The following is a 13,665-nucleotide window of genomic DNA, read 5'->3' as shown; positions in this document are numbered from 1 at the left end:
CAGGGGAGGATGAATTTGGACATTTCCGAACAGCGCATCAAGGCGATGACCACGGCTGGCCTGAACCTGATCGGTCAGGCGCTGTCAATTTATGACAGCCAATTGCGTCTTGTGGTCAGCAACCTGCGGTTTCAGGAAATGTTCGACCTGCCAAACGAACTTGTCGAGCCGGGGGCTCTGTTTCGTGACACAATTTATTTTCTCGCTAGCCGCGGGGAATACGGTTCGGTCGGCGATGTTGACGAGATGGTCGAGCTACGCGTTTCACAGGCCCTCGCGTTCGAGCCGCATTATATGGAGCGCACACGGCCTAATGGTCAGGTGATCTCGGTCGAAGGTGCACCTTTGCCCAATGGGGGTTGGGTGGCCGTCTATACCGACATAACTCGCACGAAGCGGGTAGAAGATTTGCTGCGTGCCCGTTCAGAAGAACTGTCTGGCCAACTTCTGAGCCATGCCGAAGAGCTTTCCGCAACCAACCGCAAACTGGCCGCGACCATCACCGCGCTGGAAGAAGCCAAGCGTCAACTGACAGAGATCGAGGCCCGCACGCGGATGACGACCGAGATGATGCCGGCTCATATCGCGCATCTGGATGCCGATGGACGATACGATTACTCAAACCGCCGCCTCAGTTCGGTCATGCCCGGCCGTCCGTCTGACATTCTGGGCCTTCATATATCAAAGGCTTTGGGGTCATCTGCCTATGACCGGGTAAAGCCACATCTGGAACAGGCCTATGGAGGCCAACCTTCGGTTTTCGAGTTTACCGAAGATCAGGATTCACGCCGCATTCGGGTATCATTCACCCCGGATAAAGCGGGTGGTGTTTATGTCATGTCGGTGGATATCACCGAAGAAACTCAAGCCCGTGTCGCCCTTCAGCAAACGCGGCGCAGAGCCATGGCGGCGCAGATGACAAGCGGGCTTGCCCATGACTTTTCTAATTTGCTGACCATTATTCTGGGCATGCAGGCGCGATTAGAGAGGATGGATCTACCCAAGGAAGCCGATCAGCTAGTCACGGCTACGCAACAAACTGCCCGACGCGGGGGGCAACTGCTGAATCGCATCGCAGACATGACCGGCAATCGCACGCCGCAACCTCAGGCGACGGATATGCGCGGTTTACTTGAGGATTTGCGAATCCTTGCCACCCCGTCCTTGCCGCGGGGCATGGGGTTGTCGGTGGTCAATACTCTACCCGACAAGGCGCTGATGCTCGATCCCGGCATGGTTCAGGATGCACTGCTGAACCTGGTTCTGAATGCGCGGGATGCTTGCGGCACATCGGGCCAGATCACGATCACTGCGCATGCAATCGGGACAATATGGGTTGAGATCACGGTGTCGGACACTGGCCCGGGGTTTACCGGGGAAGCATTAAAGAAAGCGTTAAACCCATTCTTTTCCACCAAAGGCAGCGATGGCTCGGGGTTGGGACTTCCAATGGTCTACGACACGGTAAAGCTGGCGGGCGGTGACCTTAATTTGCGCAACACGCCTTCTGGTGCTTCGGTCGTGATACGTTTGCCCTACCGTCCTGCCCCGTCCGCGCAAGCGGGTCTCGTATTGTTGGTTGAAGACAGCGATGACCTGCGCAGTCAGTTCCGGGACATGCTGGTCGATTTGGGGTGTTCGGTGATCGAGGCAAGCTCGGTCGATGAAGCTTTGACCTTGACGTCGGAAATCGGTGATATCGCGCTGGTTCTATCAGATATTAAGCTGGAGGGCGAAGGCACTGGGATCGACATTGTCGACCGCCTGAATGGTGCGTTGCCCTGTATACTGATGACGTCGCTGCCGCTAAATGACCCGCTACATCATCAGGCATTGACCCGTGCACCCGTCCTAAGCAAACCATTCACATCGTCGCAATTGTCGGCGTTGATCCGAACCGAGGCCGCCTGAATGACACAACCTTTGGTGACCATTCTCGATGACGAACCTGAAATCCGCCGTATCCTAACGGAAGCGCTGGAAGATGCCGGGTTTCAAACTCAGAGCTTTTCACGTGCCCGTGAATTTGAAGCTTCGCTGAAAAGGGTCACTCCGGATCTGTGTTTGGTGGATTTATCATTGCCGGATACTGATGGACTTGCACTTGTGCACAAACTTGCGCTTGAGCAAGGTGCTGCAGTCATCATCATATCAGGCCGCGCTCAGGTGCAGGACCGGGTAACGGGATTGGAGCTTGGCGCAGATGATTACATCACCAAACCATTTGATCCAGCCGAAGTAATTGCTCGGGTCCGCGCCCGGCTACGCTCTACTGGACCAGCAACGCCGAATTCAGACATAGCCGAATTCAATGGTTGGACCGCACAGTTTGATCGATATGTCTTGATCAATGCCGATGGCGTCGAGACACCTTTCAGTCATGCCGAAGGTGAGGTTCTGCGATTGTTTCTTGAAAGTCCCAAACGCCTGATCAGCCGCGCGCGCATGCAGGACATGTTGGGTGGCGGGGCAGGTGACAGCTTTGACCGCGCTATGGATGTTCGGATTTCCCGCTTGCGAACGAAGCTGGGCGAAGATCCCAAAAACCCGCGCCTTATTAAAACGATATATGGTGCGGGATATATCTTTCTTGGTGACGTGACCTGGTCTTAGTCGTCGGTCCCCTCCCCGACGCCTAAGATGTCTATCGGCTGGCGCTTTGCTATCTGCTGCCCATCTGTCGTTCTCTTCAATCGCGCAGCGCCTCGTCTTTTATTTTCAGAACAGGTTGGATCAGATAACCCAGAACTGACTTTCGGCCTGACAGAATATCGACCTGAGCGATCATTCCTGGGATGATTTCAACCGCTGTACCACCCGCATCCAACATCGTGTCTGAAGTCTGAATTTCGACGACGAAAACCTCTTCTTCACTTCGTTCCGAGCGAGTGATGGTGTCGGCACCGATGCGAACGATCTCACCATCCAGACTGCCGTACCGCGAAAAATCGTAGGCCGTGATCTTGATTTTGACCTTTTGCTCTGGATGCAGGAAGGCGATGTCCTTGGGCCGGACATAGGCTTCCACCAACAATCTGTCGTCCAACGGAACAATCTCAATCAGTTCCTCACCGCTTCGGGCCATCCCGCCGATCGTCGTCCGGTGAATCCGGTTTACGACACCCCGTACGGGGGCCCGGATCAGCGCGCGAGACGCACGGTCACGCAAAGAGGGCAGGGCAGGTTGCAAGGCGGCAAGCTCTGCCGAAACCAAAGCCAGATCAGTTAGTGCGGCACTACGAAACCGACTGCGCGTCGCGCGGACTTTGTCATCCACTTCATCCAGCCCGGCCTTCAACCGGTTGATCATCGCCTCTGCTCTGACCTTGCGGCCTTTCCATTCCGCCTCGCTACGGCGCAGGGCCAAAAGGGTTGTTGCCGGTTCCATCTTCTGTTCGACCAATGGCACCATCATAGCGCGCTCATCGGCCAACACATTCAGGGTCTCGGTTGACGTGACCTGGTCAACCAATCCCTCTTCGTACTCGCGTTGCCGCTGTTCGCGCTGTCGAGAGAGAATTGCAATCTCAGCTTCAAGTTCTGCTTGCCGACCGTGGTACAGCGCAGTCTCCGACCGCACGACATCTGGCGCGCCAGTCAGAAGATCGTCGTCGAACTCAAGCTCAGCCCCATCGATTTCGGCACGTAGTCGTTGTGCGCGGGCCATCAAACCAAAGGCACGCTGTTGCTCTTGGCTCAACTCTCGTTCGATCTGAGTAGTATTCAGCTCCATCAGCAATGTACCAGCCTCAACCACCAGACCCTCGCGCACGTGAACGGACCGCAAAACACCGGGTTCGGTCGCTTCGATCACCTGAATATCGCCGGATGGCACGATACGCCCATCTGCCCTCACGACATCGTCGAGTTCAGTTAAATGAGCCCAGGCGACGGCGCTTATCAAACAACTGAGTATCAGGAGCAGCAGCAATGATCCCCGCAGCGGTGACCCGCCACGCATTTCACGGGCGAGGCTTTCCAGATCAGGATGCCGCGACATTCAGATGCCTCCCGGGTTTGCGAACTGTCTGGGTCAGGATGTTTTTGGGTCCGTCCATTGCAACTTTGCCATCCTCAATCACTATGACCCGATCAACCAGTTCCAGCAGGCTGGTTCGGTGCGTCACGATGATCATCGTGGTATCTGGCGTGGTCTTTTTAAGGCGGCGTATAATTTCGGATTCGGATTTGACGTCCATCGCGCTCGTAGGCTCATCCAGCAGCAGGACAGGAGGATGCCCGATAAGCGCCCGGGCCAATGCAATCGCCTGCCTTTGACCACCTGACAATCCTTCTCCTCGTTCGGCTACAGGCTGATCATAGCCCCGTGGGTGCCGCGCGATAAAATCTTCGACACCTGCAATGCGCCCTGCACGGATCAGTTCATCATCACGCGGGCGCACCGACCCGCTGGCAATGTTTTCCCGGACGGTACCGGAAAACAGCCAGATGTCTTGCAAGACTGAACCAATATTTCGCCGCAAGTCGCCGGGATCAATCTGGCGAATGTCCAGCCCGTCCAACATCACCGAGCCCACACGCGGTTGGTAGAGGCCCAACAGCAGTCGCGCAATCGTACTCTTGCCCGACCCAATCTGGCCCAGGACAGCGACTTTTTCACCGGGTTCGATTGTAAATGAAACACCTTTCATCGCATCTTCCGTTTGATCAGGATATGCGAAATGAACATTGTTAAACGTTATCCGCCCGAAAAACTCGGATCTGCTGATCCAAGATTTGCCTTCAGGCCGCTCATTGCTCGCCTGCATTAACGTGTCCAGATTGCGGTAGGCACTGCGTGCCTGATTGACACGTGTCAGGGTTTGCGCCAATTGTCCCAGCGGTGCCAGGGCACGGCCGGTCAGCATCACCGACGCAACAAGTGCCCCCATGCTCGTCTGGCCATCCGTGATCAGAAATACACCATAAAAGACGATAAGTACTTGCGCGGCCTGCTGAGTAAATCCAGTTAGGTTCAGGGCAAATTGAGTAACGGCCCTGCTGCGTGATCCGTAGTTTGACTGGCGTGCAATTGCACCTTCCCACCGCATTCGCATCTGCCGACTGGCGGCGGTTGTCTTGATGGTTTCCAAGCCTGATACAGCCTCAACCAGAACAGATTGCTTGGATTGTCCGTCTGCAAAACTTTGTTCAGCAAGACGCGACAGGATCGGTTGAACAGCCAGTCCGCTGAGAAGAACGACTGGTACAGCGAGTGCCGGAACAAGCGCCAGCGGGCCGCCCACCATATAGATCGCGAATATGAATACCGCGATGAATGGCAAGTCTACGACAGCGACGAGTGTGGCAGAAGTAAAGAATTCACGCAAAGTTTCGAATTCGCGGATGGTACTGGCCATTGCACCCGTTGAGCCCGTTCGGGACGACATGCGAATATTCAGCACCTGGTCAAATACTCGCCGTCCCATGGACATGTCAGCATTCTGGCCGGCGCGATCTATGAACCCCGCGCGAAGGAGCTTCAGCGCGAAGTCAAAAAGAAGCGCCAACCCCACGCCAAGCGTCAAAGCAATCAGCGACTCGGTCGCCTCGTTGGGCAAGACCCGGTCGTAGACGATCATGATAAAGACTGAGGTCGTAAGCCCCAGAACGTTTGCCATCGCCGCAGCCAGCGCCACCTGAACATAAGACCAGCGGTTTGCGGAAAGGGACGACCAGAACCAATGACCCCGCTGATCCGCTTGATCTGCGTTAACCTCGTCGCGGTGCAAGGGTCGAAACAACAATGCATAGCCCGTGTAGACTTCGTCCACGCCGCTTTCGGGAACCTCTCCGATACCGTCATCCAAAGTGGGGTCGTAAAGCAATAGATCGCCATTGCGCGTGCGCCCGTGGTACACAACGGCGCGATCGCCTTCCAACAACAAGATCGCGGGTGCCAGCGGTGCATCAAATGCCGACAGCTTTCGCGCACCAAACCCGACCTGCAGGCCTGCTCGTTGTGCCGCGTACATCGCATCGCGCACGGTCAACTCACCTGTATCACCAGATTGGCAGGCGTTCAGTGCTGCAACTGTCAATGGCCGCTCAAGTGTCGCTGCGACATTCAACAAGCAAGCTTCCAATTCGGTCAGAGTTGCACGATCAACATTCATAGCGACTTATCCAGCGTGTCCATCGTGAACCCCGGAGAACCCAGAATGGTCTCGGTTCGGATCGATGAGGTGTAATTGGCCAAAGCGAAGTTCTGTTCTGCCAGAATCAGCCGTTCCTGTAGCTGCATGTCGTTGCGTTTCGTACCCGACACTCGGGATCTCGCAGTCAATACATCCATTCTAGGTTCATGACCTTCCGATACCCACCAGTAAGGGGGCACTTCACTATTATTGGAGTTCGTCTGAACGGGCCGCGCTATCAACCCCAATAAGGCCTGAGCCAAGAATGCACCGCCAGCGGCATTCTGGTAAGCTTGGATTGTCCTTGTTTTGGACCCACTTCGTGCCACAATCGAACTGCTCTGAACAGCCTGTCGCACTTGTTGGTCAAAAGCGTTCTTTGAAAGTTGTTTTGATCGTGCTGTTGCGCTTGCTCCGGTCGTTCCTCGCGTTAAAGATGTCTCGACATCGGCTAGGTTGGGCGTTGAGGTGCAGGCTGAAACTGACAGTAACCCCGCTATTATGCCAAGGATTCCAAGCCCGAACTTAACCCATTGCATGGATCGCGCCCTCCTTGCATTGTCCGTGCCGAACCTCTTCAGCAAGTGCAGTCATGAATCCGCCAAAGGTGTCTTTTTGTTCTGAACTCCTCGTGCCTGATTGGCTCTGCGCGCTGGACAGCCACATGCAATGCGACAGGGATACTTGATGAGCGTGAATCAGCCGTAGCGCGCCGCTGGAAAGCAGGGCCAATTTGTTAGACTCGGGCAATCGTTCCAGCAGAATTGGATCAACGCCCCAGTAACCCTCGGTCAAAGTGATGCCATTCTGTTCGTCCAGTGGTACAAGCAGACCCATTTCAGCGATCAAAGAGCAGACTTGGTCCGTTTTGTTTGCCGAGGCCAGGCGATTTTGCAGAAAGCGGCGCACATCGCATAGATCCTGCGTCAAAAGTCCGTCCACTGTAAAAAATGGTTGGTCCTTAGGGTCATGTGTAACCAACCCTGAATCCTCGTCGACAAACAGACGTGACCGAGAGTCGCCCTTTTTTAAAGCTTCTGCCTGGAATGGAAAGCAACGCAACGCTGAGGGCACATAAGGCGCAAGCCAGCGACCGTTTTGGTCGACGAAAGGCGGTGCTATTTCCGGGATGACTGAGAATAGTGCGACGGGAGAAAAACCTGTTTGGTTTGACAGGAACACAATCGGAAAAGATGTGGCAATTTGCGGAACTTCTGAGATGACGATGGGACAGGCGTCCATCTCTGCAACAAATTGGTATGATGTGAACCGGCGCCAGAATCGATTCCTGTGCCGTACAAGGCTGACTGGGAAAAGGCCGTTCTCTGCCATGTGATCCTCTTGTTCTGAAGAGGCGAGGCTACATTTGTGCATCGCCCCAAGCTACGTGCGCCGTTTAGGCTGAAGCGCCAGTTGGGTCGGTGATCAGGATGTTGTCGTCGGACAAACTGCTCAGATCGGAAAGGCCATCGAACTGTGCAAGCGCTTCGACCGACGCCGAATCTGGGCCAGAGTAGTCAACCTTGACCAGAATGCTGTCAGTGCCGTCCGTTGCCAGCAGATACATCTCATCACCTGATTGAGCACCATTCAGGTTTTCTGCTGCGTTAGTGATTGTATCCAGATCAAGGTCCGAAAGCGTGGTCTCCAGCCCGACGAACCCGGTGTTGGCACCAATTGTGCTGCCGGCCACCAAGGTCTCCACACCGGTCCCGTCGCCGCGAAGCGATGTGGTATTCAACCCCTGGAACATCAAGGCGTCAGAATCGCTGGCTGCTGGGCCCAGTGTGAAACCATTGATCGTATCAATGCCATTTGAAGATGGGTCAGCTTCGAAAACGATGACGTCTCGACCCGCCCCGGACACATCTATGGTGTCGTCGCCCTGGTTGCCGCGGATGACATCATCAACATCCGAGCCCGTAATGGTATCATTCCCACTGGTGCCGAGATGGAGCTGTGATGGCCCTCCGTCTGGAGTGGTCAACGTCAAGACGATGGGTTGGTTCGCGTCCTGAACTGTCATGGTAAATGTCACCACAGGCTGCGATAAATCCCCATAGCTCGTGGCCGCGCCCGCGAAACTGATTGCGGAACCTCCATTCGGGTTAGCCAGAAAGAGATTGAAGTCAGGGTTTTCTGTCTCGGAGCCGCTATCGTAGGTCGCCACCGAAGGATCGAACCCCAGCTCGGCGGTAAAGGCCAGACCGCTTGAGATATCGCGATCGGAATCTGCGTAGACCTCGAACGTCACTGTCGTTCCGCTGCGACCGGCTTCAACGATGGTGTAGGCCGCCGGAACATGAGCAATTGCCTGTTCGGACACCGGATCAGGATCGGGGCCGCCTGCGACTGTCGCCTGTGCCGCGAAATCGAGGGCGTCTCCCGCTTCAATCGAGGCAAAGCTTGCAGCAGGCGCGGACAGGGTCCAGCTCCCATCGGCTGCAACTGTGGCCGAACCAAGCGAGACCGAGTTAAGCGTGACATCGACCGCTTGTCCGGCAGACAGGCCTGCGGAACTGCCTGATACGGTCATTCCAGTGTTTTGTGCATCGCTCAGCGAGACGGCATTGTTGGAACCCAGATCATCGATATAGAGGATAGGCTTGAAATCCGTAGCCAACATGGTTGTCGCATCGGTTGCGGGGTTTCCTGCGGCGTCTTGAACCGAGGCCGTGACCGCAAAACTGCCGCCATCTGCCAAGCCGGTCAAATCCGCCGAAGGAATGCTTGTGCTCCACAAGCCACCCGAAACCACCGCGCCGTAGGTCTGACCATTCAGGCTTACAGTGACAGTCTGCCCGTCCTCGGCATTTGTTGTCCCCGACACGCAGAGATCCGTTCCCTGTTCAACGATATCCAGAACGGAACCAACCGAAAGCGGGTTCAATGCAATTGTTGGTGCGCTGAGGTCGGTGCCGAAGCTGGTGGTCGCCGCATTCGTGTTGCCAGCCGCATCCGCGATCGATGCATTCACGTCATAAGGTTGACCGTCCTGCAGGCCGCTCAAATCGGCAGCGGCAGCTGTGTAAGTCCAGGTGCCGCTGTTGACTGTAGCGGTCCCGCCGACCAGAACTGCACCTCCGGACTGGACAATTTGTACTGAAACTTGCGTGCCATTCGCGGCGTCAGATGTCCCCGATACGACCAGATCCGTTGCCTGTTCGGCTAGGTTCACCACGGCTCCGTCGGATAGCGATGAAATGGCAAGCGATGGGGCGGTGAAGTCCGTGTCGAAGCTGTTGGTCGCCTGTATCGCCAGATTACCGGCGGCATCCGAGACATCCGCTGTCACGCTGATCGTGGCCCCATCGGGTAGCGCCGCCAAATCCGCCGAGGGGACACTCACCGACCACCCCCCGGTTGAGGCCTGTCCAGTGTAGGATTGGCCGTTCAGATTTACGGTGATTGTCTGACCATCTTCGGCGGATGTAGTGCCCGTAATGGTCAAGTTCGTACTACGTTCCGCAGCATTCAAAACCGCTCCGCCCGAAAAATTGTCGATACTCAGAGTTGGGGCGGTAACATCTTTGGATAAGTTGACGCTGGCTTGCGGGGCGACAAGGCCGTCGGCGTCCGTCACGTCGCCCGTGATATTGAAGTCTCCACCATCGGCAAGCGCTATGAGATCGGCGCTGGGGATTGTCACAATCCAACTGCCGCCCGAGACCGAGTCGGTATAAGTCTGCCCATCAAGGGTTACTGTTACCTGCTGCCCGTCGGTTACGTTCCCTGTTGTCCCGCTTACGACCAGGTCAGATCCGGTTTCGACCGCATTCAGGATAGCCCCGACCGACAAGGGAGTGATTGCAATTGATGGGCCCGTAAGATCGACCGGAACGGAGACCGATATTGGTGTTGCCGAATTGCCTGCTGTGTCGCTGACGGCAACTGAAACGGATGCGGGCACACCGGTAGCCAAACCAGACAAATCGGCATTCGGGATCGTCACTGACCAACTGCCGCCCGATACAGAACCCGTGTAATCCTGACCGTCGAAAGATACATTGACCACCCGGCCGTTTTCAGCTGTGGTCGTGCCCGACAAGACAAGATCCCCAACGACATCGGCCAGATCTATTGAACCGCCACCCACTGGGTTTAGTGTCAGATCAGGCGCGGTCAGATCAGTGTCAAAACTTCCATTGGCCTGAGCTGCTGGGTTCCCAGCGCGATCCGATACATCAGCCGTCACCGTGACGCTTGACCCGTCTGGCAGCGTGGTAAGATCTGAAGCGGGCACCGAAACGCTCCAGCCGCCGCCCGAAACGGTGCCACTATAGGATTGTCCACCAATCGCTACCGTTACGGTCTGCCCATTCTCGGCATCCGTTGTGCCAGAGATTTCGAGATTTGTGCCTTGTTCTGCAGCATTCATTACCGCACCCGCCGAGAATGTATCGATGGTCAGGACCGGCGGAATGGTATCAACGTCGAACCTTGCGGTTTCAGCCGATAGCTCCATCCCGCTACCATCCAGATGGCGCACGGAAACATCCGAGATCCCCTGAGGCAGGGCCGCTGCCTCGGCCTGCGTCAGTGAAACGCTCCAGCTTCCGTCGCCTGCAGGAGTGACTGATTTTGTCACCGATCCGATGGTAACTTCGACAGTCGTTGTTCCATCCGGCGCTGTTGTTTGGCTGCTGAGATTGCTCAATGCGTTTGATTGCAGCTCAGCCAGGTTCAGGCTGGGCGGTCGAGGAGGTGAGGGGGTAACGGTGGGTTCGGCATCAGTTTCATCGTCGCTGTCTCCACCGCCGCCGCCTCCGCCACCGGCAGCTGCAGCACCGGCTATTCCCAGCCCGCCCAAGGCCAGCCCGGCACCGCTTACGCCACCTGCGGTCGCTGCGGTCGCACCTGCGGCCTCTGCGGCTAGACCTAATTGTGCAATTTCGCCGACGACTTCATCTGCAACCATTATGGTGCCGTTTTCCAGAATCTGTACGTTCTCGGCAGAGACAACAATCGTCCGCCCATCTGTCAGTTTCAGCTGCACGTCGCCATTCGAAAGCAGCTTTGCCACCCGAACGCCCGGAATTGACTCAGCAAACTGATGTGACGCAAGCTGTTCATCGGTGGCCTGCGCAAGAGCTGGTAATGCGAATAGTGTCGAGCCAAGGCCGCCAGCAACCCCGCGTCCTACCCATCGCTGAAGTTTTTTGTCGAACCATTTGCGGATATGGCGCGTACGTTGCGCATCGGGCCCGGCGTCCGTGGTCGATTTATTGGTCGAAACGGTATCTTTGGTCATTTTGCCCTCTCATTAGATGGACGCTGGTCGTTGCGTGATATGCTGTTTTCGGCCGATCTGGTCTGTGGTTTGATCTTCTGAGCCATTCGACCGCTGCGAAAAATTTGAGTTAATCTGGAACTGAAGTCCTTGTTTTCACCACATTTCTGTTCTGGTTCAGAACCGAACATCGCTTCATCCTGTATGTGTTGCCAGGGGTGGCAGGGGGTAACGGGCGATGATGCTTCAGTTCGAAAGAGTGGTGGCAACGGGGACCGCAGCGCTCGATTCAGGTATCGGCGATACGGCTTTAAAAACGTTTAACGGGGAAACGTATCTTTACAGCACGAGCGGATCCGGGGGAGGGCTCGTGTCTTGGCGCCTTGTGGAGGGGGCTGGCCCACAAGAACAGGACCAACAATATTTCGATGCCTCGATTGCCTATCAGGTCGGGCACAGCGGAACCCCGATTCATCTGGCGGGCAATGATCAACTGGTCCTCGACGTCGATACTGCCACAGGGCTTGTGGGTTATGAACTAAACGCGGATGGCACTATCGGTGCCTTGCAAGAAACCAATGCCTTGACTGGCGGCGGGGATATCGCTGCAGCGGTCCAGGTAACGATTGGGGCTGGCGACTTGCTTGCGCTTGCGCATGAGGACACAGGCCAGATCGGCACCTATAGTATCAATGGTGATGGATCGCTGAGCCCGGCGCATAGCATCAACGCGTCTGCCAGTACGCTTCAGACCCTGCAATCGGGGTCGAATCATTTCATTGTCGGCGCAGATGCAACCAGTGGAACAATCTCGTCATATTCGATCGATCAAGGCAGTGGCGTGCTCTCTGAGGTTGCCGGTAATGACGATATCCAAACGCTGGGCATCAGTTCTCCTACGGCGGTTGAGACAATTCAAGCCTATGGAAAGTCATGGATTGTTGTGGCTGGATCGCAAAGCAATTCGCTAAGCGTTATGGAATTGGGCGTCAGCGGGCGGTTAAAGCCGACGGATCATATTCTGGACACCCTGCATACCCGGTTTGGGGCCGTACAGGATCTTTCAGTCCTTGAGGTTGATGGTCGGGTTTTCGTGGTGGCTGGGGGCGGGGATGATGGGATCACACTGTTTACAATGACGCCGGACGGGCAGCTCATCCATATGGATAGTTTTGCTGATACCCTGGACAGTGGATTGCAAAATGTCCAAACGATCAGCGTTGCGCATATGGGGGATGAGCTGCAGATATTTGTATCATCTCAACAGGATGCAGGGCTCACTCAGTTGAGCGTATCGATTGCCGACCTTGGAATTGTTGTCGAAGGCTTCGGTACAGTAACCGGTACCGCGCAGGACGACATGCTAAAAGGCGGCATACTGGACACTATTCTGGACGGCGGAGCAGGGGACGATATGCTGATTACGGGCACTAGTTCCACGACCATGACGGGTGGTGCTGGCGCGGACATCTTTGTGATCCGTCAAACAAGTGGCCCGACTGTGATCACGGACTTTCAGGCCGGCACCGATCGTTTGGATCTGACCGATTATCCTTTTCTGCGCACCCCAGCGCAGTTGGATTTCACTTCCACCGCTCAAGGCGCCCAAATCGCTTATCGCGACGAAACGATAGAACTTGTTTCAGCTAATGGCACCTCCCTGACAACTGAGCAGGTATTCGGCGCAGGGTTTGGTGGTCCCGATCATATTCCTGTCAATCTGGGTAGCGGGCCGGATAACAACTCATCAGACGGGGTAGCTGGTGGGTTCACGCTGAATTCGACGACTCCAAACGCAGCGTTGGGAAATGCTGAAATCCGGTTCACCCCAGACGGAGGGTCTGCAATTGTTGCGCAGGCAAATGCACAAGGTGAATTTGATCTGGATCTACCAGACGGCGCGTTTCCCGGCCAATTGGACATCATTAAATCGTATTCAACGGCAAGCAGCGAGATAACAGCGCTGGATGCATTGCAGGTTTTGCGCATGTCGGTTGGACTTGATCCGACATGGGGTCCGGCAACGGCCGAAAATTACATCGCGGCCGATATCACCCGGGATGGATCGGTAAACGCGTTGGATGCACTGGCAATTCTTCAGGTTGCGGTTGGCCAGCCTTCTGCGCACAACGCTGAGTGGGTTTTTCTGGATGCAAATGCGGATCTATCCGGAATTTCACGCAGCAACGTCACCTACGAAACCGGAGCAGAGGTCACTATTGTTGATAGTGATCTGTCGGTCGACATGACCTCAATACTGCTTGGCAATATCGAGGCAGTTTGAATGAGACTGCGTGA

The 13,665-nt window shown here is 55.6% G+C and carries 8 protein-coding genes; 3 read left to right on the top strand and 5 right to left on the bottom strand.

Annotation, left to right across the window (positions count from 1 at the left end; genetic code table 11):
* Positions 1-9: 9 nt before the first annotated feature.
* Both I5192_RS20930 and I5192_RS20925 read left to right on the top strand, forming a co-directional pair.
* Positions 10-1,911: a PAS-domain containing protein gene (locus I5192_RS20930; RefSeq protein WP_255612217.1), complete on the top strand. Its 1,902-nt coding sequence runs from the start codon at positions 10-12 to the stop codon at positions 1,909-1,911.
* Positions 1,912-2,613 carry a response regulator transcription factor gene (locus I5192_RS20925; RefSeq protein ID WP_170394537.1) on the top strand — a complete coding sequence of 234 codons (702 nt, stop codon included), beginning with the start codon at positions 1,912-1,914 and terminating at the stop codon, positions 2,611-2,613.
* 76 nt (positions 2,614-2,689) lie between these two features.
* On the opposite strand, the gene I5192_RS20920 is transcribed toward I5192_RS20925, so the two are convergent.
* The 5 genes from I5192_RS20920 to I5192_RS20900 form a co-directional block, all read right to left on the bottom strand.
* A complete protein-coding gene (locus I5192_RS20920; protein ID WP_223118469.1) occupies positions 2,690-4,000 on the bottom strand; it encodes an HlyD family type I secretion periplasmic adaptor subunit in 1,311 nt (436 codons plus the stop codon).
* On the bottom strand, positions 3,984-6,116 hold the full coding sequence (locus I5192_RS20915; protein ID WP_223118468.1) for a type I secretion system permease/ATPase: 2,133 nt from the start codon (positions 6,114-6,116) through the stop codon (positions 3,984-3,986). The genes I5192_RS20920 and I5192_RS20915 overlap by 17 nt, the downstream gene beginning before the upstream one ends.
* Complete coding sequence (locus tag I5192_RS20910; RefSeq protein WP_223118467.1) at positions 6,113-6,295, bottom strand: hypothetical protein; 183 nt, start codon at positions 6,293-6,295, stop codon at positions 6,113-6,115. The genes I5192_RS20915 and I5192_RS20910 overlap by 4 nt, the downstream gene beginning before the upstream one ends.
* Before the next feature lie 367 nt (positions 6,296-6,662).
* On the bottom strand, positions 6,663-7,469 hold the full coding sequence (locus I5192_RS20905) for a SapC family protein (RefSeq protein ID WP_223118466.1): 807 nt from the start codon (positions 7,467-7,469) through the stop codon (positions 6,663-6,665).
* 64 nt (positions 7,470-7,533) lie between these two features.
* Positions 7,534-11,388, bottom strand: a complete 3,855-nt coding sequence (locus I5192_RS20900) for an Ig-like domain-containing protein (protein WP_223118465.1) — start codon at positions 11,386-11,388, stop codon at positions 7,534-7,536.
* 349 nt (positions 11,389-11,737) lie between these two features.
* Between I5192_RS20900 and I5192_RS20895 the strand changes: the two genes are divergently transcribed.
* A complete protein-coding gene (locus I5192_RS20895) occupies positions 11,738-13,651 on the top strand; it encodes a hcalcium-binding protein (protein ID WP_255612216.1) in 1,914 nt (637 codons plus the stop codon).
* Positions 13,652-13,665 lie beyond the last annotated feature (14 nt).

The sequence above is a fragment of the Ruegeria sp. SCSIO 43209 genome, assembly GCF_019904295.1.
In the GTDB taxonomy this organism is placed as follows: Bacteria; Pseudomonadota; Alphaproteobacteria; order Rhodobacterales; family Rhodobacteraceae; genus Ruegeria.
This window is presented reverse-complemented; position numbering and strand designations above follow the sequence as displayed.

What these genes read in the sequence shown, in the direction of transcription:
- I5192_RS20930 (WP_255612217.1), top strand. Translation starts at nt 10, where the DNA reads ATGAATTTGGACATTTCCGAACAGCGCATCAAGGCGATGACCACGGCT.
- I5192_RS20925 (WP_170394537.1), top strand. Translation starts at nt 1,912, where the DNA reads ATGACACAACCTTTGGTGACCATTCTCGATGACGAACCTGAAATCCGC.
- I5192_RS20920 (WP_223118469.1), bottom strand. Translation starts at nt 4,000, where the DNA reads ATGTCGCGGCATCCTGATCTGGAAAGCCTCGCCCGTGAAATGCGTGGC.
- I5192_RS20915 (WP_223118468.1), bottom strand. Translation starts at nt 6,116, where the DNA reads ATGAATGTTGATCGTGCAACTCTGACCGAATTGGAAGCTTGCTTGTTG.
- I5192_RS20910 (WP_223118467.1), bottom strand. Translation starts at nt 6,295, where the DNA reads ATGGATGTATTGACTGCGAGATCCCGAGTGTCGGGTACGAAACGCAAC.
- I5192_RS20905 (WP_223118466.1), bottom strand. Translation starts at nt 7,469, where the DNA reads ATGGCAGAGAACGGCCTTTTCCCAGTCAGCCTTGTACGGCACAGGAAT.
- I5192_RS20900 (WP_223118465.1), bottom strand. Translation starts at nt 11,388, where the DNA reads ATGACCAAAGATACCGTTTCGACCAATAAATCGACCACGGACGCCGGG.